The organism is Aquitalea sp., assembly GCF_030150775.1.
GTDB classification, from domain to species: Bacteria; Pseudomonadota; Gammaproteobacteria; order Burkholderiales; family Chromobacteriaceae; genus Aquitalea; species Aquitalea denitrificans.
The window spans coordinates 37,431-60,666 of record NZ_JASLFG010000038.1 but is presented as its reverse complement, the minus strand read 5'-3'; the positions used below and the strand labels follow the sequence as shown (position 1 = coordinate 60,666).

General features: G+C 60.6%; 26 protein-coding genes. 17 read left to right on the top strand and 9 right to left on the bottom strand.

Annotated elements, in window-relative coordinates:
- Positions 1-92 precede the first annotated feature (92 nt).
- Positions 93-947: a substrate-binding periplasmic protein gene (locus tag QVF59_RS14195; RefSeq protein ID WP_287880779.1), complete on the top strand. Its 855-nt coding sequence runs from the start codon at positions 93-95 to the stop codon at positions 945-947.
- 40 nt (positions 948-987) lie between these two features.
- Here the strand turns inward: QVF59_RS14195 and gcvA are convergent, their stop codons facing one another.
- Positions 988-1,875 (bottom strand): transcriptional regulator GcvA, encoded by an 888-nt coding sequence (gene gcvA, locus QVF59_RS14190; protein WP_159879394.1) that lies wholly within the window; start codon positions 1,873-1,875, stop codon positions 988-990.
- Between the two features lie 76 nt (positions 1,876-1,951).
- Here gcvA and QVF59_RS14185 point away from each other — a divergent pair, with 76 nt between their 5' ends.
- The 10 genes from QVF59_RS14185 to QVF59_RS14140 all read left to right on the top strand — a co-directional run bounded on the left by QVF59_RS14185 (position 1,952) and on the right by QVF59_RS14140 (position 11,575).
- Complete coding sequence (locus tag QVF59_RS14185; RefSeq protein ID WP_159879392.1) at positions 1,952-2,515, top strand: chromate transporter; 564 nt, start codon at positions 1,952-1,954, stop codon at positions 2,513-2,515.
- Positions 2,509-3,030 (top strand): chromate transporter, encoded by a 522-nt coding sequence (locus tag QVF59_RS14180; protein ID WP_159879390.1) that lies wholly within the window; start codon positions 2,509-2,511, stop codon positions 3,028-3,030. Before QVF59_RS14185 ends, QVF59_RS14180 begins: the two co-directional genes overlap by 7 nt.
- 82 nt (positions 3,031-3,112) lie before the next feature.
- Complete coding sequence (locus tag QVF59_RS14175) at positions 3,113-4,114, top strand: fatty acid desaturase (RefSeq protein WP_287880776.1); 1,002 nt, start codon at positions 3,113-3,115, stop codon at positions 4,112-4,114.
- Positions 4,095-5,156, top strand: a complete 1,062-nt coding sequence (gene hemE, locus QVF59_RS14170; protein ID WP_287880775.1) for a uroporphyrinogen decarboxylase — start codon at positions 4,095-4,097, stop codon at positions 5,154-5,156. Before QVF59_RS14175 ends, hemE begins: the two co-directional genes overlap by 20 nt.
- 492 nt (positions 5,157-5,648) lie before the next feature.
- The gene (locus QVF59_RS14165) at positions 5,649-7,823 is read left to right on the top strand and encodes a primosomal protein N' (protein WP_287880773.1); all 2,175 of its coding nucleotides are present in this window, start codon (positions 5,649-5,651) and stop codon (positions 7,821-7,823) included.
- The gene (dacB, locus tag QVF59_RS14160) at positions 7,823-9,247 is read left to right on the top strand and encodes a D-alanyl-D-alanine carboxypeptidase/D-alanyl-D-alanine endopeptidase (protein WP_287880771.1); all 1,425 of its coding nucleotides are present in this window, start codon (positions 7,823-7,825) and stop codon (positions 9,245-9,247) included. The genes QVF59_RS14165 and dacB overlap by 1 nt, the downstream gene beginning before the upstream one ends.
- 26 nt (positions 9,248-9,273) lie before the next feature.
- Positions 9,274-9,531, top strand: coding sequence for a glutaredoxin 3 (gene grxC / locus QVF59_RS14155; RefSeq protein ID WP_159879380.1), 258 nt, complete (start codon positions 9,274-9,276; stop codon positions 9,529-9,531).
- Between the two features lie 137 nt (positions 9,532-9,668).
- Positions 9,669-10,121, top strand: a complete 453-nt coding sequence (gene secB / locus QVF59_RS14150) for a protein-export chaperone SecB (RefSeq protein WP_159879378.1) — start codon at positions 9,669-9,671, stop codon at positions 10,119-10,121.
- On the top strand, positions 10,121-10,567 hold the full coding sequence (locus QVF59_RS14145) for an SH3 domain-containing protein (protein WP_287880770.1): 447 nt from the start codon (positions 10,121-10,123) through the stop codon (positions 10,565-10,567). Before secB ends, QVF59_RS14145 begins: the two co-directional genes overlap by 1 nt.
- A 3-nt stretch (positions 10,568-10,570) precedes the next feature.
- Complete coding sequence (locus tag QVF59_RS14140; RefSeq protein WP_159879374.1) at positions 10,571-11,575, top strand: NAD(P)H-dependent glycerol-3-phosphate dehydrogenase; 1,005 nt, start codon at positions 10,571-10,573, stop codon at positions 11,573-11,575.
- Positions 11,576-11,663: 88 nt separating this feature from the next.
- On the opposite strand, the gene QVF59_RS14135 is transcribed toward QVF59_RS14140, so the two are convergent.
- The 7 genes from QVF59_RS14135 to aroQ form a co-directional block, all read right to left on the bottom strand.
- Entirely contained in the window at positions 11,664-11,894 is a 231-nt protein-coding gene (locus tag QVF59_RS14135; RefSeq protein WP_287880768.1) for a hypothetical protein, read from the bottom strand.
- Between the two features lie 198 nt (positions 11,895-12,092).
- Positions 12,093-12,647 carry a thioredoxin domain-containing protein gene (locus QVF59_RS14130; RefSeq protein WP_287880766.1) on the bottom strand — a complete coding sequence of 185 codons (555 nt, stop codon included), beginning with the start codon at positions 12,645-12,647 and terminating at the stop codon, positions 12,093-12,095.
- Between the two features lie 121 nt (positions 12,648-12,768).
- Complete coding sequence (locus tag QVF59_RS14125; RefSeq protein ID WP_287880765.1) at positions 12,769-13,923, bottom strand: DUF3426 domain-containing protein; 1,155 nt, start codon at positions 13,921-13,923, stop codon at positions 12,769-12,771.
- Complete coding sequence (gene prmA, locus QVF59_RS14120; RefSeq protein ID WP_287880763.1) at positions 13,920-14,816, bottom strand: 50S ribosomal protein L11 methyltransferase; 897 nt, start codon at positions 14,814-14,816, stop codon at positions 13,920-13,922. Before prmA ends, QVF59_RS14125 begins: the two co-directional genes overlap by 4 nt.
- The gene (gene accC / locus QVF59_RS14115) at positions 14,816-16,174 is read right to left on the bottom strand and encodes an acetyl-CoA carboxylase biotin carboxylase subunit (protein ID WP_287880761.1); all 1,359 of its coding nucleotides are present in this window, start codon (positions 16,172-16,174) and stop codon (positions 14,816-14,818) included. Before accC ends, prmA begins: the two co-directional genes overlap by 1 nt.
- Positions 16,175-16,272: 98 nt before the next feature.
- Positions 16,273-16,734: an acetyl-CoA carboxylase biotin carboxyl carrier protein gene (accB, locus tag QVF59_RS14110; RefSeq protein WP_287880759.1), complete on the bottom strand. Its 462-nt coding sequence runs from the start codon at positions 16,732-16,734 to the stop codon at positions 16,273-16,275.
- A 34-nt stretch (positions 16,735-16,768) separates the two neighbouring features.
- Complete coding sequence (gene aroQ / locus QVF59_RS14105; protein ID WP_159879362.1) at positions 16,769-17,218, bottom strand: type II 3-dehydroquinate dehydratase; 450 nt, start codon at positions 17,216-17,218, stop codon at positions 16,769-16,771.
- Positions 17,219-17,518: 300 nt separating this feature from the next.
- Between aroQ and queA the strand changes: the two genes are divergently transcribed.
- Genes queA through ubiB form a run of 6 tightly spaced genes read left to right on the top strand, consistent with a single transcriptional unit; the run spans position 17,519 to position 22,482 of the window.
- The gene (gene queA, locus QVF59_RS14100) at positions 17,519-18,550 is read left to right on the top strand and encodes a tRNA preQ1(34) S-adenosylmethionine ribosyltransferase-isomerase QueA (RefSeq protein WP_287880758.1); all 1,032 of its coding nucleotides are present in this window, start codon (positions 17,519-17,521) and stop codon (positions 18,548-18,550) included.
- Between the two features lie 28 nt (positions 18,551-18,578).
- A complete protein-coding gene (locus QVF59_RS14095) occupies positions 18,579-18,950 on the top strand; it encodes a gamma-butyrobetaine hydroxylase family protein (protein ID WP_287880756.1) in 372 nt (123 codons plus the stop codon).
- A 2-nt stretch (positions 18,951-18,952) separates the two neighbouring features.
- Positions 18,953-19,687, top strand: a complete 735-nt coding sequence (ubiE, locus tag QVF59_RS14090; RefSeq protein WP_159879356.1) for a bifunctional demethylmenaquinone methyltransferase/2-methoxy-6-polyprenyl-1,4-benzoquinol methylase UbiE — start codon at positions 18,953-18,955, stop codon at positions 19,685-19,687.
- Positions 19,688-19,698: 11 nt separating this feature from the next.
- Complete coding sequence (locus QVF59_RS14085) at positions 19,699-20,328, top strand: LysE family translocator (protein WP_287880754.1); 630 nt, start codon at positions 19,699-19,701, stop codon at positions 20,326-20,328.
- Between the two features lie 31 nt (positions 20,329-20,359).
- The gene (locus QVF59_RS14080) at positions 20,360-20,938 is read left to right on the top strand and encodes a ubiquinone biosynthesis accessory factor UbiJ (protein ID WP_159879352.1); all 579 of its coding nucleotides are present in this window, start codon (positions 20,360-20,362) and stop codon (positions 20,936-20,938) included.
- A gap of 17 nt (positions 20,939-20,955) precedes the next feature.
- A complete protein-coding gene (ubiB, locus tag QVF59_RS14075; protein ID WP_159879350.1) occupies positions 20,956-22,482 on the top strand; it encodes a ubiquinone biosynthesis regulatory protein kinase UbiB in 1,527 nt (508 codons plus the stop codon).
- Between the two features lie 73 nt (positions 22,483-22,555).
- Here ubiB and QVF59_RS14070 read toward each other — a convergent pair whose 3' ends face one another.
- On the bottom strand, positions 22,556-23,236 hold the full coding sequence (locus QVF59_RS14070; RefSeq protein WP_159879348.1) for a CoA transferase subunit B: 681 nt from the start codon (positions 23,234-23,236) through the stop codon (positions 22,556-22,558).

Genomic DNA, 23,236 nt, shown 5'->3' with positions numbered 1-23,236 from the left:
AGATTCCTATACTGGAAACCTTCATTCAGCCAGAACCATTTAGCCTGTCCCTGTCTGGTTTCGATCCAGGGTTGGGAGGCCGGGAGACTCCGATGCGTAAGTTGCTTGCCGCATTCTTGCTGTCCTTGTTGCTGGTCCAGCCCGGTCGGGCGGATGTCTCGGTGCAACTGGTACGCTATGCCCTGGTATCCGGTCAGGAAGACCCCCACCTGCGTTATATGCTGGCCTTACTGCAACTGGCATGTGACGAGGTCAGGCTGCGCTGCCAGTTGCAGGCTGCCAGTGCCATGAACCAGTCCCGTGCACTGGTGCAACTGGCCAAGCCCGATGGCGGTATCGACCTGTTCTGGGGCATGACCAGCACGGAGAGGGAGCAGCAGGTGCTGCCTATTCGTATTCCGCTGGACAAGGGCTTGCTGGGCTGGCGGGTGGCGCTGGTCAATGCTGGTGCTCCAGAGCGGCTGGCAGGCATTGCCAATGTCCGCCAGCTTGCTGGCCTGCTGGCAGGACAAGTGGCGGATTGGCCGGATACTGCCATCTTGCGTCATGCGGGCCTGAAAGTATTGACCAGCCAGGACTATGGCAATCTGTTTCCGATGTTGCAGCGCAATCGCTTTGACTACTTTCCGCGCAGCGTGATTGAAGTGCAGAACGAAGCCAGCCAGCCCCAAGCCAAGGGGCTGGTGATCGATAGCCATCTGGTGCTGCACTACCCAGCGGCGATGTATTTCTTTGTCAGTCCGCAACAACCCCGGTTGGCGCAAGTGCTGGAAAAAGGCCTGCGCCTTGCATTGAAAGATGGCCGTTTCAACCAGCTGTTTCAGCGTTACAACGGCCAGATGCTTACCCAGCTTGCTCTGGCGAAGCGGCGTGAAATCCGGCTGGACAACCCGCTGTTGCCAGCAGCCACTCCCTTGCAGGATGCCGCGCTGTGGTATCACCCCTGAGTGTCATCGGACTCTCCTTCCATTCATGCCTGCGGCCTGTCTAGTGCTGCGCGCCTTCCTCCTCCAGCCACTGGCAGAAGGCAGTAACCAGTTCATCGCCTACCAGTGACTGCGGTACGGCCCAAGAGTAGCCACGGACTGAAATTTCCGGTCCATCCAGCGGTGCCACCAGCTTGCCGCTGGCCAATTCGCTTTCAATCACCGGCAGCGCCCCCAGAGTGACCCCTAACCCGTCCACTGCCGCTTGCAGCGCCAGATAATAATGATCAAAATGCTGGTCTGCCGCCGATTGCAGGCCAGGCACACCGGCTGCCGCCAGCCAGCGCGACCAGGCCACCGGCCGGGTTTCTGCATGCAGCAGGGTGTGGCTGGCGAGGTCGGCGGCCTGGTGGATGGGCTGGCGTGCCAGCAAGGCCGGGCTGCACACCGGGATTTCCCGCTCGGTGAGGAAGGCATGGGAGACAAAACCATGCCAGTGATCCTTGCCGCGCCGGATGGCGATGTCGAAATCAGCATTCTGGTTGTTGATGCTGGCATCGGATGTTGCCAGCCGCAGCTCCACGCCCGGATAGCGCAGCTGGAAGCGGGTGAGCCTGGGCAGCAGCCAGTGCATGGCCAGGGTGGGGGTGACATTGATGTTGAGCCGGTGCCCCTGCTGGCGTGCCAGCAGCTTTTCCGTGGCCCCGGCAATGCCATCCAGCGCGGCCTGGATGGCGGGCAGATAGGATTGTCCGGCAGCCGACAAGCGTACCCGGCGGCCATGACGTTCAAACAATGCCACCCCCAGCCAGTCTTCCAACTGTTGTATCTGACGGCTGATGGCACCGTGCGTCACATACAGGGTTTCGGCTGCGGCGCTGAAGCTACCCTGCCGGGCTGCGGATTCAAAGGCTTTCAGTGCATTGAGCGGTGGGAGTCTACGGTTCATGCTGGTGAGTCTAGCTCACAAGCAATGCCATAAAAACTCGTTTGTTGTGCGCACCGGAGCAAGCTAGCCTTGCAACATGAATCCCACTCTCATCATTCCCAGCCGGCGGCAGCTGTTTGTCGGCTTTTTCAGCATCGGCCTGAGTGGCTTTGGTGGCGTGCTGCCCCTGGCCCATCGCATGCTGGTACAGCAGCGCCGCTGGCTGTCCGAAGAAGAATTTACCGAACTGCTCGGCCTGGGGCAGATTTTGCCTGGTCCCAATATCGTCAACATGTCCATTGCCATCGGCGCACGTTTTCATGGCGTCGCTGGTGCCGGGCTGGCAGTGGCCGGTCTGATGCTGGCACCGCTGGTCATCGTACTGGGGATGGCGGTGCTGTACGACCACTACCGTAATCTGCCCGATGTGCAAGGCACGCTGCATGGATTGGCGTCTGCTGCGGCAGGCTTGCTGCTGGCCATGGTGCTGCGCATGGGGGAGAAGATTGAACGGCATCCCTTGGCCTTGCTGATGGCCATGCTGACCTTCATCGCGGTCGGCATCTTGCGCTGGCCATTGCTGCCGGTGTTGCTGCTGCTTGGCCCGGTTTCGATATGGCTGGCTCACCGCCGCCAGCGGCAAGGAGGAGAGAGATGTTGATCTTGCTGTCCTTGCTGGCCAGTTTTTCCCTGTTCTCGCTGATGGCGGTGGGCGGGGCGGTTACCCTGATTCCGGAAATGCATTACTACGTGGTGGAAAGCCATCACTGGATGACGGGCCAGGAGTTTGCTGCCCTGTTTGCCATCGCCCAGGCCGCGCCTGGCCCCAATGTGCTGGTGGTCAGCCTGATCGGCTGGAAGGTGGCCGGGCTGGCCGGTGCATTGGTGGCTACCGTTGGCATGTGTGGTCCGTCCTCACTGCTGTGCTATTACGTGGCCCGGCTGTGGCAGCGCTTTCATGCCTCGCCCTGGCGGCGTGCCATCGAGCGCGGGCTTGCACCGCTTACCATCGGTCTGGTGGCCGGCAGTGCCATGCTGATGAGCGAGGCGGCCAACCAGCACCCGAGTGGCTGGCTGCTGTGTGCTGCATCCACGCTGCTGGCATGGCGCACGCGCATCAATCCGCTGTGGCTGCTGGCCGGTGGCGCACTATTGGGGCTGAGCGGCTGGCTTTGATGGTGCGGGTTTGCCTGGCGACGTCATATGCCTTTCATGCAAAGCCCGCAGACTGGGGGCCAACCAGGTCGCCGGAGTGCTGATGCCCTTTCCCCGTATTCCCTTGCGCACGAATCTGTTGCTATTGCTGCTGGCCATGCGGCTGTGGCTGGTGGAGCTGGTGGCCGTGCCGCTGGCCATGGCCTGGCTGCACCCGGCTTATGGCTTGCTGTTGCTGGCGGCACTTCTGCTTATCCCCTTGCGCTGGCAACTGCTGCACGAAGCTGCGCATGGCCGCCTGTTGCCATCGCGGCGCTATAACCGGCTGGCCGGTCGGCTGCTGGCCATCAGCCTGGGCCTGCCTTTCGCCGTCTGGTGCCAGGCGCATCAGCTGCATCACCGCTACAGCCGTACTGAACTATGCCGGGTAGAGGTGTATGAGCCAGGTGTGGAGCATGTGTGTCGCCGACAGTTGCTGTTGTGCCTGCGTCTGTGTGGCGGGGCATATCTGCTGGCCTGGACCGGCAGCCTGCTGTTGCTGTGTTACCCGTCTGCCGCCCGCTGGGGCTGGCTGGCAAGGCGGGTTCCGCTGTGGCCACGCTTGTGCCGCCGCATGCAGGCAAGCGGTCAACTGCAGCTTGCGCGGATGGATGCCCTGCTGGCCTGCTTGCTGCCTGGCTTGTCCTTGTTGGTGTACGGCCAGCATCACTGGATGTTGTGGCTGGCCTTGGGGCTGCGGGCCATGCTGATTTCACTGACCGACCATGTCTGCTTTGCCGGCCAGCCGCTGGGCTGTGCGCGGCAGGCGGCCAATCTGGTCTTGCCCCGCTGGCTTGGCTTGTGCGTGCTCAACAGCCATCTGCGCGGCGTGCATCAGCGCTGGCCCCAACTGGGCTGGCAGGCCTTGCCGCAGCATTTTTCCGCGGCCGGTCTGTGCTGGGATGGAGGGTTCGTCCGCCAGATGTGTGCCGGACAGTGGCGTGTCTTGCCAACGACCAGTCTGCCGGTAATACCCCTGCGCAAGGCAGGGATGGGTATAATGCCGGCTGACTTTCATTATCCCAGGCTAGCAAGCCGATACCGACATGACCCAGCTCAAGAATGACACCTTCCTGCGTGCGCTCCTGAAGGAGCCGGTTGAATACACGCCCATCTGGATGATGCGCCAGGCCGGCCGCTATCTGCCGGAATACCGCGCCACCCGTGCCCGTGCCGGCAGCTTCATGGGCCTGTGTACCAGCCCTGACTTTGCCACCGAAGTCACCCTGCAGCCGCTGGAGCGTTTTCCGCTGGATGCCGCCATCCTGTTTTCCGACATCCTCACCGTACCGGATGCCATGGGCTTGGGCCTGTATTTTGCCGAGGGCGAAGGCCCCAAGTTCGAACGTCCGCTGCGTGACGAACAGTCCATCCGCGCGCTGAGCGTGCCTGTGCTGGACAAACTGCAATACGTATTCGATGCCGTATCCAGCATCCGCAAGGTGCTGGATGGCCGCGTACCGTTGATCGGCTTTTCCGGCAGCCCCTTTACCCTGGCTTGCTACATGATCGAGGGGGGTGGTTCCGATGACTTCCGCCACGTCAAGGCCATGCTGTACAGCCGCCCTGAATTGCTGCACCACATTCTGTCCGTCAATGCTCAGACTGTGACCGACTACCTGAATGCCCAGATCGACGCCGGTGCCCAGGCGGTACAGATCTTCGACACTTGGGGTGGTGCTCTCAGCCATGCTGCCTACCAGGAATTCTCGCTGGCCTATATGCAACGCATCGTGGCCGGCCTCAAGCGCGAGGCAGATGGCCGCCGCGTGCCGGTGATTGTGTTCACCAAAAACGGCGGTCAGTGGCTGGAAGACATCGCAGCCATCGGTGCCGATTGTGTGGGGCTGGACTGGACCACGGATATTGGTCTGGCTCGCGCCCGTGTGGGTGAGCAAGTGTCCCTGCAAGGCAATTTCGACCCGAACGCATTGTTTGGCTCTCCGGCCGCCATTGAAACCGAGGCTGGCCGTATCCTGGCTGCCTATGGCAAGGGATCCGGGCATGTATTCAATCTGGGACATGGTATTTCCCAGCATGCCGACCCGGCCCACGCAGCCGCGCTGGTCGAAGCTGTACACCGTCTGTCCCGTCAGTATCATCAGTAAGTCAATCTGGCAGACCGGGTGGACATCACTCGGTCTGTTTGTCATTTATAAAATTCAAACAGCGCTTTCCTGTCTTATTTCAAATTTATTTACTGTTGTAGGCAGTTTTTTCCCAGGATGCCCTGGACTATGGGGTGGGGTATTGTGCTGCCATGGGCGTGCTTCTGCAGGAGTGACCGGAGAAATGCACCCTACTGTCAAAGTGGGTGTTGACAGCAGTAGTGACTGGTGTTCTCAGAGTTATTCACACTGGGAACCTCCTCATCTTCTGCTTGTCAAGCCCAGTGGGCAAAATTAGTGCACTGACGGTAATTTGTTGAAATTAAACAGAAAATAATTCTGATTAATTTTTGTGCAATCTAATGGAAATGCTGATTTAATGGCCTTTCCATGCTGGGATGTCGAGTTGTTCACAAAGATATCCACAGCTTCTGTGCATAGGTGGCGCAAAGCCTTGTCGGAATTGGGTTTGGTGTAAAGGGAATATTTACCGTGGGTTCTCAGAGAGTTCAGGTGGTGGTCGATCTGCCCCTGTTTGGCGCATTTACCTACCTGTCTCATTTTGATGTCATACCCGGTTCGCGGGTGGCGGTTCCCTTTGGCAAGCGACAGCTGTGTGGCGTGGTTGTCACTGGCATACCCCCGGAGGGTTTGCCGGAAGTACAGCTGAAACAAGTGGCACAGGTTTTTGATAGCCTGCCACCCTTGCCGGCAGACTTTCTGTCCATGGTGGAATTTGCCGCGGCTTACTATCACTTCCCACTGGGACAGACCCTGTTTACTGCGCTACCTACCGGCTTGCGGGATGCGCGCGATATCGTGCCTGCCGATGAACGCCCCTTCGCCCTGACTGTGCTGGGTCAGGCAGAGCCACCTCCTGCCCGGCAGCGGGCCCGGCTGGCCCTGTGGCAGGCCTTGGGTGACGGGCCGCTGACACAGGCGCAGGCACGGCAAGTGACACCGCAGGCGGGCAGGATTTTGGCCGACTGGCTGGCCGAAGAGCGTATCAGACGAGTCAGCCCGGAAACCCAGCCCTTGCAGCTTGGCCAGGCTCCGTTGCTGAATGATGAGCAACAGGCTGCACTGGCTGCGCTTACTGCCCAGCCATCCGGTTTTCAGTGTTGGCTGTTGCATGGCATTACCGGCAGCGGCAAGACCGAAGTCTATCTGCAGCGCATTGCACAGAGTCTGTCCGCCCGTCAGCAGGTGCTGGTGCTGGTGCCGGAAATCAACCTGACACCACAACTGGTGGAACGATTCATCCAGCGCTTTCCCGCCACGCGCATTGCGGTACAGCACAGCCAGCTGGCCGATGGCGAGCGCCTGCGCAACTGGCTGGATGCCTGGCAGGGCGGGGCGGATATCGTCATCGGCACCCGTTTATCGGTGTTCACCCCGATGCCACGGCTGGGCCTGATCGTGGTGGACGAGGAGCATGACGGCTCGTTCAAGCAGCAGGATGGCTTGCGTTACCACGCCCGTGATCTGGCGATCTGGCGTGCGCGGCAGGCGGGGATTCCCATCATCCTGGGTAGTGCCACACCCAGTCTGGAAACCGTGGCCAATGTTGAGGCCGGGCGCTACCGCCAGCTCAAGCTGAACCAGCGCGCCCACGGCGCGGCACGCCTGCCCACGGTGCGGCTGGTGGATACCCGCCGGGCCAAGCTGGCCGAAGGTTTGTCCGAGCCGGTGATCAAGGCCCTGTCGGCACGACTGGAGCGCCGGGAAATGAGCCTGGTGTTCATCAACCGTCGTGGTTTCGCCCCGGTGCTGGCCTGTACCGACTGTGGCTGGACCAGTGGCTGTCCGCGCTGCTCCACGCGGCTGGTGCTGCACCTGATGGAACGCAAGCTGCGCTGTCACCATTGCGGTTGGGAAGAGCCCGTGCCACATGCCTGCCCCGACTGCGGCGCACCAGACATCAAGCCGCTGGGTGAGGGGACGCAGCGGCTGGAATCTGCACTGGGACGCCTGTTTCCCAGCGCACGCATCCTGCGTATCGACCGCGATACTACCCAGCGCAAACAAGCATGGGATGAAATCTATCGCAAGGTGCATGCCGGGGAGGTTGACATGCTGGTTGGCACCCAGATGCTGGCCAAGGGGCATGATTTTGGCACCCTGTCGCTGGTGACGGTGCTGAATGCGGATGGCGGTTTGTATTCGGCCGACTATCGCGCTTCCGAGCGGCTGTTTGCCCAGCTCACCCAGGTGGCCGGCCGTGCAGGCCGGGCCGATGCCCCGGGTGAAGTGCTGGTGCAGACGCAATGGCCGGACCATCCCTTGTATCAGGCACTGGTCGCACATGATTTTGACGGCTTTGCTGCCAGCCTGCTTGCGGAGCGCCGCATGGCCGCTTTTCCGCCTGCCGTATACCAGGCACTACTGCGGGCCGATGCCAGCGAACTGGCCCAGGCCAGCGCCTTCCTTAGCCGCGTGCGCACACAGGTGCAGGCACTCACTGTCGAGGTGCTGATTTCAGGACCAGCCCCGGCCCTGATGGTGCGGCTGGCCAACCGTGAGCGCGCACAGCTGGTGCTGGAATCGCCAAACCGTCAGGCTCTGCACCGTTTTCTTGATCAATTGCCCCCCTTGCTGGACGCGGAAGCCCGCCAGCATGGGCGTGGACTACGCTGGTCGCTGGATGTCGACCCGCAGGAGATGTAATGAAGTCTGCAGCATGGATTGCCTGTTGTCTGAGTGCGGTTTCCCTTTCTGCCATGGCGCTGGATCTGCATGGTTTGCGGCCGGACGAAGTAGCCATCTGGGCCGCACCGGTGGAAGGTGGCAGCGAACTGGCCAGCCAGCGTGCTGATGCCGCGGTCAATCCGGCCTCCACCATGAAGCTGGTCACCAGTTGGGCCGCACTCAACCGGCTGGGGCCGGGCTATCGCTGGACTACCCGGCTGGTATCGGCTGCACCGGTGGAGAACGGTGTACTCAAAGGCGACCTGGTGTGGATAGGAGCTGGAGACCCGCGTTTTGGCATGGCCAATCTGCAAACCCTGCTGCACGACTTGCGTCTGCGAGGCATACGGCAGATTGCCGGCCGGCTACTGTTGGACAAGAGCGGTTTTAGCAGCATAGGCACGGCAGATAATTTTGGCGGTGATGAAGGCAAATCCTTTACCGTGGAGCCAGATACCCACCTTACCGGCCTGAAAGTGGCCTGGTTGCGCTTTTTCAATGATGACAACGGGCCGCGCGTGGTGTTGGATCCCCCCTTGGCTGGTGTCAATCTGCAAGCCCGGCTGGGCAATGGCGGTAGCACGACTGCTGCTTGCCCGGATGTGCGCCAATGGGTACATATCCGTCTGCAGGGCAGCCAGATTGAAGTCAGTGGCAAGCTGCCCGCGGCCTGCGATGGCAGCCAGGCTTATGTAAACGTGCTGGACCAGAACGACTTTGCCGGACAAAGCTTTGCCGCCCTGTGGAGCGAACTGGGTGGCAGCGGCCCGCAGGGCATGGCGCTGGGCCGCGCACCGGCGGGGGCGCGCACCCTGGCGCAGTTCCAGTCCGAGCCGCTTACCGTGGCACTGAACGATATCAACAAGTACAGCAATAACACCATGGCGCGCACCGTCTACCTCACCCTGGGGCGGGAAGATGGCAGCAGTGGCGATACGCCGGCTGATGCCCAGCATGCCGTGCGCCGCCTGCTGGCCGAGCAGCATATCTCCGACGAAGCGCTGGTGCTGGAGAACGGCTGCGGACTGTCACGACGCGAACGGGTGTCGGCCCGCTTGCTCGGACAGGTCTTGCTCAACGCCGCCCGCGGTCCCTATGGCAACGAGTTGCTGGCCACCCTGCCGCTGGCCAGCGAAGACGGTACGCTCAAGCGCCGCTTTGCCACTACCGGCCCGCGTTTGCGCATGAAAACCGGTACGCTGAAGGATGTAAAGGCACTGGCCGGCTACTGGCAGGCTGCCGACGGCCGCAGGCTGGCCATTGTGGCCATCGTCAACAGCCCGCGCGCACTGGCGATGGGACCGGCCCTGGACGGCATTGTTACCGACCTCATCCACCGCTTTGACCGCAGCGTGCCAGACAGCAGCGCGCTGCCAGCGCCAGACGCTATAATGCAACCCTGAACCCACCACGCATCAACAGGTTTTTCATGAAACACGTCACCATGTACACCACGGCAGTCTGCCCTTACTGCATCCGTGCCAAGCAATTGCTGGCCAGCAAGGGCGTGAGCGATATCGAGGAAGTCCGCATCGATCTGGACCCGGAAGCCCGCGACCGGATGATGAGCAGTACCGGCCGCCGCACCGTGCCGCAAATCTATATCGGCGAAACCCATGTGGGTGGTTGCGACGATCTGGTTGCGCTGAACCAGGCCGGCAAGCTGGAAGTACTGCTGGCAGATTGACCGGCATCAAGCCCCGTCCGGCAAGCCGCCGAATCCGCTTGCCACCCTCTGGCAGCACGTCGTGCTTTCATGCGATGATGCGTGCTTGATTTCCTGACCAACCGGCCGTTGTGTAACGGCCCCGTGCGAGACAAGACATGAGCGAACAACAAGAGCTGCAACCGGTATTTTCCATCGAAAAAATCTATGTAAAAGATCTGTCCCTGGAAGTGCCGAACGCTCCCCAGGTTTATCTGGAAGCCGCCCAGCCGGAAATCGACATGCAGCTGGCCAGCGAAGGCAAGCAGATTGACGACGGCTTTTTCGAAGTTGCCCTCACCGTTACCGTTACCGCCAAGCTGCCGGAAAAAACCATGTTCCTGTGCGAAGTGACCGAAGCCGGCATTTTCCGCATCGAAAACGTACCGGCTGACGATATCGAACCCATTCTGGGCGTTGCCTGCCCGAACATCCTGTTCCCGTATGCCCGCGAAACCGTTTCCAATCTGGTGAACCGCGCTGGCTTCCCGCCGGTACTGCTGTCGCCGATCAACTTCGAGGCGCTGTACATGCAGCAGCGTGCCCAGCAAGCCGAAGCCGGCAACGCCTGATGCTGCGCCGCCTCGTCACTGTCACAGCCATGCTGGCCGGGTTGATGTCCCTGCCGGCACAGGCACTGGAGTTTCGTTCGGTCAAGGAAACCGGCGTGGCGCTGTACGAGGCGCCCGCGCTGAGCGCCAAAAAACTGTTCGTGGTCAGTCGCTATTACCCGGTCGAAGTGCTGTCCAGCCAGAAGGAATGGTCGCGCGTGCGCGACGCTACCGGCGGTATCGCCTGGATTCCATTGGCGGCACTTTCCGGCCAGCGTTGGCTGCTGGTGACTGCCGATCAGGCCGTGGTGCGCGACAGCCCCGCAGCCGATGGCAAGCCCTTGTTCTCGGTTGCCCGCGATGGCGTGCTGCAATGGCAGGAAGCGCCGAAAGATGGCTGGGTGCGCATCAAGCACCGCGATGGCAGCAGCGGCTATGCCCGCATCAGCGACCTGTGGGGTTTGTAAACCATGAAACTGGCCATATTGGGGAGCGGTGCCTGGGGTAGTGCGCTGGCGCTGGCATTTGCGCGCCATCATGCTGTCAGCCTGTGGGGCAGGGATGCCGCGCAGATGGCCGAACTGGCAGCCGAACGCGTCAACCGTCGCTATCTGCCGGATTGCCCCTTTCCCGACTCCATCACCCTGACCGCGGAATTGCCGCGCGCCATTCAGGGTGCCGAACTGATTCTTATCGTCACGCCCATTGCGGGTTTGCGCCCTACGCTGCGGGCGCTGACGGCGCTGTCATCGGAACTGCCGCCCATCCTGTGGGCCTGCAAGGGCTTTGAAGCCGGCTCCAGTCTGCTGCCGCACCAGGTGGTGGCGGAGGAGCTGCCGGTCGATCATCCCTGCGGCGTGCTTTCCGGCCCCAGCTTTGCCCGCGAGGTGGCCGAAGGCCTACCGGCTGCTGTCACCATTGCGGCCGATGATGGCGAGTTTGCCCGCCGCATCGCCCGCGAACTGCACAGCCCCCTGCTGCGACTGTATGCCAACGATGATCTGGTGGGCGTGGAAGTAGGCGGGGCGGTGAAAAATGTCATGGCCATTGCCACCGGGGTGGCCGATGGTCTGGGTTTTGGCATGAATGCCCGTGCCGCGCTGATTACCCGTGGTCTGGCCGAGATCACCCGCTTGGCCAGCGCACTGGGTGCCAGCCAGCACACCATGATGGGCCTGGCCGGCATGGGAGACCTGATTCTGACCTGCACCGGGGCGCTGTCGCGCAACCGTCAGGTGGGGCTGAAGCTGGCGGAAGGCAAATCGCTGGATGTCATTCTGGCGGAACTGGGCCATGTGGCCGAAGGGGTGAGTACCGCCCGTGAAGTGCTGACCATGGCAGAGCGGCTGGAAGTGGAAATGCCGATTACCGCAGCAGTATGCGGCCTGTTGTATCAGGGCAATGAACCCCACCGCGTGGTGGAGGGCCTGCTTAGCCGAGCGCCCAAATCCGAAGGTGGTGGCGTGCTGGAATGAGGGTGTGCCGCCATGACTGAAAAAAGCCTCCGTGATGGAGGCTTTTTTCATGCCGCCAGCGTTGGCTGGCGGTGAGGCCGGTGACGGCTCAGTGGGTGCGCTGGTTTTCACGCAGGCTTTGTGCGTCCCAGTAGGCATTGATTTTCTGGATGCGTTGCTGCTCGGCAGTCGGCAGCTTGGCAAAGTCGTTCTTGATGGCTTGCTGTTCGGCCTGCCAGGCGCTGACAGTGTTAGCTGTCGGCGGGTTGTTGTCTACATCATGGGCAAATGCTGCGCTGCTGGTGATCAGGGTAATCAGGGCGATGGCCAGGGTTTTCATACTGTGCTCCTTGCTGAGTGCGTTAACTGCTGTGTCTTACAGCTTGGGTTCAGTATATTGACCATTTATTTTTCAATAAATATCATTTTATTTAATCTTTTGTTTACCCATAGTGTTTAATATTGGGAAACTTCCGAGGCTGCAATTGGTCATTGCAGCCTCAGCATGCTTCATTGCTGGATACGGGCCGCCGGGGCCTCAGTCAGCCGGCGTGCCTGGCGTGGTGTCCGGTGCACTTTCGGCTGCCAGCAAGGCCGCAATTGCCTGCTGGTTGAAGCGGCCACTGCTGTTGTGCAAGCGTTCGGCGTAATGGATGAGGTTGTCGCCATCTGCAATCAGGATAGATGGTACGGTATAGCCGCTTAGCGGATAGCCCATGGCCAGTACGCCATACTGCTTGTGGAAATCCCTGCCGCGCAGAGTGGAGAGCAGGGTGACCCCTGGCAGGCCGTGTTCGTGCCGGCAGCGCAGCAGAGAGGATGGGGAGTCTACGCTGATGACAATTACCGACAGTTCCGGCCAGGCTTCCAGAAAGCGACGGGTATCCTGCAGTAGCGCCAGTCCGCCGTGCTCCTTCTCGTCAACCGATAGCAAGGTAATGATGACTTTCGGGTTGCCGCCAAAAGCCTCCAGCGCCACGTCGCGTTTGTGGTCGTCCACCAGCATGAAGCTGGGCAGGTATTGTCCGGTCTGAGGGAATGCACCTTCTACCGGGATGGTGTCATCACCATAGAGCAATGTGAAATCGTTCATGCTGCCTCCTTGTTCTTTCATGGTGGACAGCATGTGGGCAAATACAAGGCAGAATCCGGGATTTCTTGATCAAGGATGCAAAAAAAGCGGCTGAAGCCGCTTTTTTCACGTCGAGGCGACTTCAGGGATAGAACCAGTACAGGCTGTAGCCCATGGCACGCACTTTGCCGATATCCAGCCGCATGGTGATCTTCACCTCGCTGTTGGCATTGAAGCGCTGCAATTTGAGGTCATCGGCCTTCAGGTATTCCTTGGGTGAAAACACTTTGCGAATCAGTACCTGGTCATCGGCATCCTTCAGCGAAACTTCCAGCATCGGGTAGCTCTGCGCGAAAGCGGCATGGTTTTTCAGCGTGGCTGATAGTTGGATCAGGTTGGCATGTTCGGGGACGAAGGCCAGTTCGGACCATTCGGTGCGGACCTGGCCGATATCGCTGGGCCAGGGGACCTTGCAACCGACAATGCCGCAGAAAGCTTCGAGTGCCGGACGGGATTCCGGTACTTCGGCAGCAATGCGCGTGCGGTTGAAATAGACCAGCTGACCGGCCAGCAAAATGCCACCGATGACGGCCAGCAAGGCCATGATTACCGTCAGCAGGGGTTTGCGTGGTTTTGCTTCCTGATCGGTAGTGTCTTCTGGAAACTCCGGTGTCGTCTGTTCTGCTGGCGGATGAGGCTGCGGACGGGTAAAGATGGTTTCCGGAGGCGCTGGAGGCGCGATGGCATCATCAGGATCAGCGGTTTCAGCCGAGCGGCGCTGCTTGCCGAAAACATCGGGCAGATCCGGGGCTTCTTCGTTTGCATCCGGCGTATTGCCATAGGCAGCTGTTGCCGGCGGCGTGCTGTTACGCGTCTTCAATGCTTCAGCCAGGGCGCGCTGGAATTCTTCCGCTTCGCTGCTGGCATCTGCTGCAGTGGTTTCCGGTGTGATATCGGGTGCCGCGATATCCAGGCTGAAGCTGTCGGCAGGGCTCTCGCTGGCTGCCGTCTGGGGATCGAAATCCGGCAGCTCCAGCTCGAAGTCGTCCATCGGGTCTGCTGCCGGCGGCGCTGGCGGCGGGTTAGCCGCGGCCGGAGGGGCTATTGGCTGCGCAATGGCAGCCGGAGCCGGGCTTGGAGAAGGTGGAGTAATGGCTTCCGGGCTGACAAAATGCTCGGTGGCGTTGAATACATGCGCACAGCGCCCGCAGCGGACAAGTCCGTTGGCGGCAGATAGCTGCTTGTCGTTAACCTTGAAACGGGTCTGGCAACTGGGGCACTGTGTCGTATAGCTCATACGCTTGGGCGTCTGGTTCCTGTCAGTCGGGTCCAGCCTTCATCGAACACCGGGGTGTCCATGGTAAACCACTGCGCATAGATCGCAGACAGTTCATCGGCCTGTTCGGCAAGTATGCCGGACAGCACGATCTTACCACCGGTTTTCACGTGACTGGCCAGCAGCTGACCCAGCATGCGCAGCGGATTGGCCAGGATGTTGGCCAGCACCACGTCGTACTGGGCAGCCGGATTGGCATCCGGCAGGCAGAAGGTGGCGGTTACATTGTTCTGGTCCGCATTGTCGCGGCTGGAGCGCACGGCCTGGGCATCGATATCCACACCCACGGCACTGCCTGCACCCAGCTTGAGCGCGGCAATGGCCAGGATGCCGGAGCCGCAGCCGTAGTCCAGCACGCTTTCGCCACCGGCAATATGTGCATCCAGCCACTGCAGGCACAGCCGCGTGGTGGGATGGCTGCCGGTGCCGAAGGCCAGGCCCGGGTCCAGTTGCAGATTGACTGCATCCGGGGCCGGGGCGTCGTGCCAGGTGGGGGTGATCCACAAGCGGTCCGAAATGCGGATGGGGTCGAACTGGGACTGGGTAAGCCGCACCCAGTCCTGCTCTTCCACACGTTCGGTCTTGTAGGCCGGCATGCCCAGCTTGCAGGCATTGCAGGCGGCGGCAATCAGCAGGGCCACATCGGCATCTTCGGCAAACAGGGTGATGATGCGGCTGTGGTTCCACAACTGGTCCACCGGCATGCCCGGCTCGCCGAAGATGGGCTGTTCCAGCTCAGTGCCGGCCAGCGCATCCTCAATGGCGGTAGACAGTGCACCTGCGTCCATCAGCGCATCGGCCAGGCGTTCGGCCACCGCCGAATCGGTATCGATGGTGGCTTGCAGCCAGGCCATTATGCGTCTCCCTTTTTCATCTGCGACAGGCGTTCTTCCAGGTAGTGAATGCTGGTGCTGCCACGCTGGAAGGCGGCATCCATGAACAATTCCTGATGCAGCGGGATATTGGTCTTGATACCGGAAATGGAAATTTCCGACAGGGCAACGCGCATGCGGGCCATGGCCTGATCGCGGTTGTCACCATAGGAAATCAGCTTGCCGACCATGGAGTCGTAATGCGACGGCACGGTGTAGCCCTGATAGATGTGCGAATCGATACGGATGCCGGGGCCACCTGCCGGGTGATAGCTTTCGATCTTGCCGGGCGACGGTACGAAGGTGAAAGGATCTTCGGCGTTGATACGGCATTCCATCGCATGGCCGCGCAGTACGATGTCGCTTTGCTTGTAACGCAGCTTTTCGCCGGCGGCAATGCGGATCTGTTCCTGCACGATGTCCACGCCGGTGATCATTTCCGTCACCGGGTGTTCCACTTGCACGCGGGTGTTCATCTCGATGAAGTAGAACTCGCCGTTTTCGAACAGGAATTCGAAAGTACCGGCGCCACGGTAGCCAATGCGGCTGCACGCTTCGGCGCAGGCGGTGCCAATACGCTCGCGCTGCTCGTCGGTAATGCCCGGAGCCGGTGCTTCTTCAATGATTTTCTGATGACGGCGCTGCATGGAGCAGTCGCGCTCGCCCAGATAAATGGCATTGCCGTATTCGTCGGCCAGAATCTGGATTTCGATATGGCGCGGCTGCTGCAGGTATTTCTCCATGTAGACAGTCGGGTTGCCAAATGCTGCACCGGCTTCGGTACGGGTCATCTGTACCGAGTTGATCAGCGCGCCTTCGGTATGCACCACGCGCATGCCGCGACCACCGCCACCGCCAGCAGCCTTGATGATTACCGGGAAGCCGATCTTCTTGGCAATCTTGACGATCTCGGCCGGATCATCCGGCAAGGCACCTTCAGAACCCGGTACGCAGGGCACGCCTGCGGCAATCATGGCGTCCTTGGCGGATACCTTGTCGCCCATCAGGCGGATGGTGTCCGGGCGCGGGCCAATGAAGACAAAGCCGGACTGTTCCACGCGTTCGGCGAAGTCGGCGTTTTCCGACAAAAAGCCGTAACCCGGGTGGATAGCCTGGGCATCGGTCACTTCGGCAGCGGCAATCAGCGCCGGTACGTTCAGGTAGCTCTTGACCGACGGAGCGGGGCCAATGCATACCGATTCATCAGCCAGCTTGACGTACTTGGCTTCACGGTCGGCTTCGGAATGCACGACCACGGTCTTGATGCCCATTTCGCGGCAGGCGCGCTGGATGCGCAGGGCGATTTCGCCGCGGTTTGCAATCAGGATTTTTTCAAACATGGTAGGGACGTCCGTTGGGTGGCGCGTCAAACGACAGGGGCACCGACGCATTGTCGTGCCCCTGTCATCTCTGGCGTCTATTAGCGAGGCAGAGAGAATTACTCGATGATGAACAGCGGCTCACCGTATTCAACCGGCTGGCCGTCTTCGGCCAGAACGGCCTTCACCACGCCGGAACGGTCGGCTTCGATCTCGTTCATCAGCTTCATGGCTTCGATGATGCACAGGGTGTCACCGGCATTCACGCTCTGGCCCACTTCCACGAAGGCCTTGGAGCCCGGGCTGGCGGAGCGGTAGAAGGTACCTACCATCGGCGACTTCAGTGCATTGGCATTGTTGGCGGCGGCCGGGGCTTCTGCGGCTGCCGGTGCGGCGGCTGCCGGTGCGGCCATTGGCGCTTGCATCGGCATCTGCATCATCGGCTGGGCGTAGGCAATCTGCTGGGTATTGGCCGATACGCGGGTGATGCGGACTTTTTCTTCCCCTTCGGTCACTTCGAGTTCGGCAATGCCGGATTCTTCGACGAGATCGATCAGTTTCTTCAGTTTACGCAGATCCATGGTAATCCTTCGGATGGGATGTACTTTATTATGTTCAGGCTTGCGCGGACAGACGCCGGATGGCGTGCGCAAGTGCCAGTTCATAGCCCTGGGCACCCAGGCCGCAAATCACGCCGACTGCCAGATCCGAAAAATACGAATGCTGGCGGAAGGGTTCGCGGGCGTGGACGTTGGACAGGTGAACTTCTATGAATGGCACCTTCACCCCGGAAATGGCGTCGCGCAGGGCAACGCTGGTATGGGTGAAGGCCGCTGGATTGATGATGATGAACGACGTTCCGTCTGTCATGCAGGCATGAACGCGGTCAATCAAGAGGTGTTCGGCGTTGCTTTGCAGCGCCTCTAGCTCGAAACCGGCGGCATTTGCCTGCTCGGTCAGCCGCTGGTTGATGGAGGCTAGCGTATCCCGGCCATAATGCTGTGGTTCCCGTGTTCCAAGCAGATTGAGGTTGGGGCCGTGCAGCACAAGGATTTTTCCGGTCAAAGCTTTGCTCCTGAGTTCAACATGGGCGCGAGTTTGCCGCAAATGGCGACACGATGTCTAGCTTTTCCAGTATTTCAAACGGTTGTTTGATATTTGTTCAGGCCTGCTGATTTACCCGGAAAGCCCGCCGTTTCGAGCGAATGCACTACAGTGAACCGCATTTCAAACGGTGGCAAATTTTTTACAGTTTCTTGCTACTGGCCCTTGATCAAGCTCAAATTCTGCGCAATTCCGAACAAGTCCGTGCTGGTGCCAGCGGTCGCAGGTATAATTTGCCGGTTTTGATTCGAGCTTCACACCATGCTGCTGTCTGATTTTGATTACCACCTGCCCGATCATCTGATTGCCCAGCACCCGCCAGTCGTGCGCGGTGCCAGCCGTTTGCTGCATATTGCCGGCACCAGCCTCACCGATGGCCAGTTTGCCGATTTTGCCAGCCTGCTGGCTCCCGGCGACGTGATGGTGTTCAACGATACCCGCGTAATCAAGGCCAGACTGTTTGGCGAAAAAGCCAGCGGCGGCAAGATTGAAGCCCTGATCGAGCGGGTGCTGGACGAGCACACTGCTCTGGCCCATGTCCGTTCTTCCAAATCGCCCAAGCCCGGCACCCGGCTGATTTTTGCCGAGCGCTGGGAGGCCGAGATGCTGGGCCGTGAGGGCGAGCTGTTCAAGCTGCGCTTTCTGGCCGAGGACAATCTGTTCGACATTCTGGATGCCTCCGGCAAGCTGCCGCTGCCTCCCTATATAGAGAGAACGGCCGAAGGCGAGGACGACGAACGCTACCAGACCGTGTACGCGCGCGAAAAAGGCGCGGTAGCGGCACCCACTGCCGGCCTGCACTTTACTGAAGAAATGCTGGCTGCCCTGCAGGCCAAGGGCGTGGAACTGGCCTATGTCACCCTGCACGTGGGCGCGGGCACTTTCCAGCCGGTACGGGTGGACAATATTGCCGATCACAAGATGCACAGCGAGATCTACGATGTGCCGCAGCGTACTTATGACCTGATCCAGGCTGCGCATGCCCGCGGCAGCAAGGTACTGGCGGTAGGTACCACCAGCATGCGCGCGCTGGAGTCTGCTGCGCGCAGCGGCGATCTGGTGGCTGGCCGTGGCGAGACAGATATCTTCATCACGCCGGGTTACCGCTTCCGCGTGGTGGACCGCCTGCTCACCAATTTCCACCTGCCAAAGTCCACCTTGCTGATGCTGGTGTCGGCTTTTGCTGGTTATGCGGAAATGCGCGCGGCCTACGCCCATGCGGTGCAGCAGGAATACCGCTTCTTCAGCTATGGCGATGCCATGCTGCTGGAGCGCAAGGATGCGCAGGACTGAGCCCCGAAAAACTACAGATGAGGCAGACATGGCAGGATTGACTCCCGATAGCCCGCAAGTGCAGGAAATCACCTTGCATGCAGTGTCCCGCACGCTGGAAATCAGTTATGAGGACGGTGCCCGTTTCCAGTTGCCGGCCGAATATTTGCGCGTGTACTCGCCCTCGGCCGAAGTGCGCGGCCACGGTGCGGGGCAGGAAGTATTGCAAACCGGCAAGCTCCATGTCGGCATCACCGCGCTGGAGCCGGTTGGTCATTACGCGCTGAAGATCACCTTTGATGACGGCCACGACAGCGGCCTCTTCAGCTGGTCTTACCTTTACGAGCTGGGTGCGCAGCAAACCGCGTACTGGCAGGATTATTTGAATCGCCTCGCCGCCGCAGGCGCGAGCAGGGAGTGAATATGGATCAAGATACGCATTTTGGCTTCAAGACGGTGGCCGAGAGTGAAAAGGCCGGCAAGGTAGCCGAGGTTTTCCACTCTGTCGCCAAGAAGTACGACGTGATGAACGACCTGATGTCCGGTGGCCTGCATCGCGTGTGGAAGCACTTCACCCTCACCACCTCCGGCGTGAAGCCCGGCGACAAGGTGCTGGACATTGCCGGCGGCACCGGCGACCTGGCGCGCGGCTGGAGCAAGCGCGTGGGCAAGAAGGGCGAAGTATGGCTGACCGACATCAACAGCTCCATGCTGACTGTGGGCCGTGACCGTCTGCTGGATGATGGCCTGATCCTGCCGGTTTCGCTGGCTGATGCGGAAAAACTGCCGTTCCCGGACAATTATTTCGACGCCGTGTCGGTGGCCTTCGGCCTGCGCAACATGACGCACAAGGACGCCGCGCTGAAGGAAATGTGCCGTGTGCTCAAGCCGGGTGGCAAGCTGATGGTGCTGGAGTTTTCCAAGGTATGGAAACCGCTGTCGCCCTTCTATGACTTCTATTCCTTCAAGGCGCTGCCGGTGATGGGCAAGATGGTGGCCGGCGATGCCGACAGCTACCAGTACCTGGCCGAATCCATCCGCATGCATCCGGATCAGGAAACCCTGAAGGCCATGATGCTGGAAGCCGGTTTCGGCAAGGTGGACTACCACAATATGACCGGCGGCGTGGTAGCGCTGCACAAGGGCTACAAACTGTAAGGACACGCGCCATGGACGGCATCACCAATCTGTGGGCCTTCATGGCGGCAGGCTTGTTGCTTAACCTGACGCCCGGCCCGGACACCTTCTACATTCTGGGCCGCAGCACGGCGCAGGGCAGCAAGGTGGGGCTGTTGTCGGCGCTGGGCATAGGCTTGGGCAGCCTGGGTCACACCCTGCTGGCGGCCTTTGGCCTGTCCGCGCTGCTGGCGACATCTGCCATGGCCTTTCTGGCGGTGAAGCTGCTGGGGGCTGGCTATCTGCTGTGGCTGGGGGTAAAGATGCTGCGCCGCCCCGGCAGTAGTGTCGCCAGCGATGCGGCCCGGCTGGAAGCTGCGCGGCCAGGCAAAATCCTGCGTGAAGCTTTTTTCACCAATCTGTTCAATCCCAAGGTGGCGCTGTTTTTCCTCGCCTTCCTGCCGCAGTTCGTCAAGCCGGGTGCCACCGCCCTGTCTTTTGTCATTCTGGGGCTGACCTTTGTCGCCACCGGCCTGGCTTGGTGCACGCTGCTGGCCTTGCTGTCGGCGCGGCTGGGGGACTGGCTGCGACACAAGGGTGTGGCGCAGCGGCTGGATCAACTGTGTGGCGGCCTGTTTATCCTGCTGGGTATCAATCTTTTGTTTGCCCGCTTGAAACACTGAAACCGGGCAGCTTGTTTGTGGAGCATTGCTGATGCGTATCCAGATTGCCGTATTCAATCATCTGCTCAAGCAGCAGCCGGCAGTGCGGGCCGAACTGGCCGCTCATGCCGGTCGGCGACTAGGCGTGGTGCTGGCTCCGATGACGGTGCGCGGGGTGGTGACCGAAGAAGGCTGGCTGGCTGCCTGTGAGGGCGAGCCGGAAGCCACCATCCGCCTGAGTCATGCGGCGGCGCTGGCCGCTGTCAGCGGGCGCGATCCGGCCTTGCGCGATGTCAGCCTGGAAGGTGACGCCGAACTGGGGAGCGCGGTAGGCCGCTTACTGGCGCGTATGCGCTGGGATGCTGGCGAAGACTTGTCGCGCGTAGTGGGGGATGTGGCGGCCAATCGTTTGCAGCGCATGGCCCGTGCCTCGCTGGGCTTCAAGGGTGAAATTGCCTGGCGGCTGATGGAAAACTGGATAGAGCACTTGCGGGAAGAAGCACCGCTGTTGGCCAGTCGGCAAGCCGTTGGCCGCTTTGTCGGCGCGGTAGACAGCTTGCGTGATGATGTGGCGCGCAGCGAAAAACGATTGCAGCGGCTGGAAGCCGCGTTGTCGGAACCAAAGGAATAAGGGTCAAGCCCGTCATTATGCGGATTTCGCGTTTTTTCAAGATTGTTTCCACCCTGTACCGTTATGGTCTGGACGACTTTTTCGAAGGTCATTCGCGGCTGGGCTTCGTGCATAGCCTGCTGAAGCTGTGTCCGGTACGGCGTGATGTCAGTGCACCGCTGCCGGCGCGGGTGCGGCTGGCGCTGGAAAGCCTGGGGCCTATCTTCGTCAAGTTCGGCCAGGTGCTGTCCACCCGGCGCGACCTGCTGCCACCGGATTACGCCGATGAAATGGCGCTGCTGCAAGACCGGGTGCCACCGTTTGATGGCGCGCTGGCGCGGCAGGTGATCGAGCAGAGCTTTGGCCAGCCGGTGGAAAACCTGTATGTGGATTTTGATATCACCCCGGTGGCCAGTGCCTCGGTGGCGCAGGTGCACAAGGCCTGGCTGAAACAGCCGGATGGCAGCCGTGGCCGCGAAGTGGCGGTGAAGGTATTGCGCCCCGGCATTCAGCCGGTGATCGAACAGGATCTGGCCTTGATGTCCACGCTGGCCCGCTGGGTGGAGCGTTTCTTCATCGACGGCAAGCGCTTGAAACCGCGCGAGGTGGTGGCCGAGTTCGACAAATACCTGCACGACGAACTGGACATGATGCACGAGGCCGCCAATGCCTCGCAGCTGCGCCGCAACTTTACCGGTTCGGACATGCTGATCGTGCCAGAAGTGTTTTACGACTACACCAACCGGCAGGTACTGACGCTGGAGTGGATGCACGGCACGCCGGTGGGGCAGATTGACCGCCTGCGCGAGCAGGGCGTGGACCTGCGCAAGCTGTCGCGCTTCGGGGTGGAAATCTTCTTCACCCAGGTGTTCCGTCATGGTTTTTTCCATGCCGACATGCACCCGGGCAATATCTTCGTGGCGGAAGATGGCCGCTATATCGCGCTGGATTTCGGCATCGTCGGCAGCCTGACCGACGAGGACAAGCATTACCTGGCGGTCAACTTCCTGGCCTTCTTCAACCGCGATTACCACCGTGTGGCCACCGCGCATATCGAATCCGGCTGGGTGCCGAAAGAAACTCGGGCCGAAGAGCTGGAAGCAGCGGTGCGCACGGTGTGTGAACCCATCTTCGAAAAACCCTTGTCGGAGATTTCCTTTGGCCTGGTGCTGCTGCGCCTGTTTGAAACCAGCCGCCGCTTCAATGTGGAAATCCAGCCGCAGCTGGTGTTGCTGCAAAAGACCCTGCTCAATATCGAGGGTCTGGGCCGTCAACTGGACCCGGAGCTGGACTTGTGGGATACCGCCAAGCCCTTCCTCACCAAGTGGATGAACGAACAGATGGGTTGGCGCGGCATGTTGCGCACGCTCAAGCAGGAAGCACCGCAATGGGCCACCACCCTGCCCACGCTGCCGCGCAAGCTCAACGAGGCGCTATCGGCAGCCAAGAGTGATTTGCTGGTGGAGGGTTATATGCATCTGATGCGCGAGCAGAAGCGGCAGAATTTCCTGCTCAGCCTGATTGCCATCCTGCTGACGGCTTTGCTGGTCAAATCCTTGCTCTAGCCCTTGCTGGCTGACAATAAAAAAGCACGCGACTGCTGGCAGCGCGTGCTTTTTTCATGGGACGGCGCTGGTTTTAGCCGGCGATAGCTGCTTCACCGGCCTGGCGTCGCAAGCCTGAATGCAGCGGTGCTGCGGTACGGGCGCAGATGTCCTCCACTTTCACGCCCGGTGCCAGCTCCTGCAGATGCAGGCCGTCAGACTCCACTCGTATTACGCCCAGATCGGTAATGATCAGGCTGACCACGCCCACGCCAGTCAAGGGCAGGGTGCAGCGCTCCAGCAGCTTGGCCTCTTCCGTGCCGTCCTTTTTCTTGGCAGTGTGTTCCATCAGCACCACCACCTTGCCGACACCGGCCACCAGGTCCATCGCGCCGCCCATGCCCTTCACCATCTTGCCCGGAATCATCCAGTTGGCCAGGTCGCCATGCTGACTGACCTGCATGGCGCCCAGAATGGCCAGATTGATCTTGCCGCCGCGAATCATGCCAAAGGAGTCGGCCGAGCTGAAAATGGCCGAGCCGGGCAGGGTGGTGATGGTTTGCTTGCCGGCGTTGATCAGGTCTGGGTCTACCTCGTCTTCGGTCGGAAACGGACCGATGCCCAGCAAGCCGTTTTCCGACTGCAGCCACACTTCCATGCCGGCCGGCACATGGTTGGCCACCAGCGTGGGCAGGCCTATGCCCAGATTCACATAAAAGCCATCCTGTAATTCCTGTGCTGCCCGTGCAGCCATTTGTTCGCGTGTCCAGGCCAT

What these genes read in the sequence shown, in the direction of transcription:
- QVF59_RS14180 (WP_159879390.1), top strand. Translation starts at nt 2,509, where the DNA reads ATGTTGATCTTGCTGTCCTTGCTGGCCAGTTTTTCCCTGTTCTCGCTG.
- secB (WP_159879378.1), top strand. Translation starts at nt 9,669, where the DNA reads ATGAGCGAACAACAAGAGCTGCAACCGGTATTTTCCATCGAAAAAATC.
- queA (WP_287880758.1), top strand. Translation starts at nt 17,519, where the DNA reads ATGCTGCTGTCTGATTTTGATTACCACCTGCCCGATCATCTGATTGCC.
- prmA (WP_287880763.1), bottom strand. Translation starts at nt 14,816, where the DNA reads ATGGCCTGGCTGCAAGCCACCATCGATACCGATTCGGCGGTGGCCGAA.
- ubiE (WP_159879356.1), top strand. Translation starts at nt 18,953, where the DNA reads ATGGATCAAGATACGCATTTTGGCTTCAAGACGGTGGCCGAGAGTGAA.
- QVF59_RS14140 (WP_159879374.1), top strand. Translation starts at nt 10,571, where the DNA reads ATGAAACTGGCCATATTGGGGAGCGGTGCCTGGGGTAGTGCGCTGGCG.
- QVF59_RS14135 (WP_287880768.1), bottom strand. Translation starts at nt 11,894, where the DNA reads ATGAAAACCCTGGCCATCGCCCTGATTACCCTGATCACCAGCAGCGCA.
- QVF59_RS14085 (WP_287880754.1), top strand. Translation starts at nt 19,699, where the DNA reads ATGGACGGCATCACCAATCTGTGGGCCTTCATGGCGGCAGGCTTGTTG.
- QVF59_RS14125 (WP_287880765.1), bottom strand. Translation starts at nt 13,923, where the DNA reads ATGAGCTATACGACACAGTGCCCCAGTTGCCAGACCCGTTTCAAGGTT.
- accC (WP_287880761.1), bottom strand. Translation starts at nt 16,174, where the DNA reads ATGTTTGAAAAAATCCTGATTGCAAACCGCGGCGAAATCGCCCTGCGC.
- QVF59_RS14195 (WP_287880779.1), top strand. Translation starts at nt 93, where the DNA reads ATGCGTAAGTTGCTTGCCGCATTCTTGCTGTCCTTGTTGCTGGTCCAG.
- dacB (WP_287880771.1), top strand. Translation starts at nt 7,823, where the DNA reads ATGAAGTCTGCAGCATGGATTGCCTGTTGTCTGAGTGCGGTTTCCCTT.
- QVF59_RS14080 (WP_159879352.1), top strand. Translation starts at nt 20,360, where the DNA reads ATGCGTATCCAGATTGCCGTATTCAATCATCTGCTCAAGCAGCAGCCG.
- QVF59_RS14070 (WP_159879348.1), bottom strand. Translation starts at nt 23,236, where the DNA reads ATGGCCTGGACACGCGAACAAATGGCTGCACGGGCAGCACAGGAATTA.
- hemE (WP_287880775.1), top strand. Translation starts at nt 4,095, where the DNA reads ATGACCCAGCTCAAGAATGACACCTTCCTGCGTGCGCTCCTGAAGGAG.
- ubiB (WP_159879350.1), top strand. Translation starts at nt 20,956, where the DNA reads ATGCGGATTTCGCGTTTTTTCAAGATTGTTTCCACCCTGTACCGTTAT.
- QVF59_RS14145 (WP_287880770.1), top strand. Translation starts at nt 10,121, where the DNA reads ATGCTGCGCCGCCTCGTCACTGTCACAGCCATGCTGGCCGGGTTGATG.
- accB (WP_287880759.1), bottom strand. Translation starts at nt 16,734, where the DNA reads ATGGATCTGCGTAAACTGAAGAAACTGATCGATCTCGTCGAAGAATCC.
- gcvA (WP_159879394.1), bottom strand. Translation starts at nt 1,875, where the DNA reads ATGAACCGTAGACTCCCACCGCTCAATGCACTGAAAGCCTTTGAATCC.
- QVF59_RS14185 (WP_159879392.1), top strand. Translation starts at nt 1,952, where the DNA reads ATGAATCCCACTCTCATCATTCCCAGCCGGCGGCAGCTGTTTGTCGGC.
- QVF59_RS14095 (WP_287880756.1), top strand. Translation starts at nt 18,579, where the DNA reads ATGGCAGGATTGACTCCCGATAGCCCGCAAGTGCAGGAAATCACCTTG.
- QVF59_RS14175 (WP_287880776.1), top strand. Translation starts at nt 3,113, where the DNA reads ATGCCCTTTCCCCGTATTCCCTTGCGCACGAATCTGTTGCTATTGCTG.
- grxC (WP_159879380.1), top strand. Translation starts at nt 9,274, where the DNA reads ATGAAACACGTCACCATGTACACCACGGCAGTCTGCCCTTACTGCATC.
- QVF59_RS14130 (WP_287880766.1), bottom strand. Translation starts at nt 12,647, where the DNA reads ATGAACGATTTCACATTGCTCTATGGTGATGACACCATCCCGGTAGAA.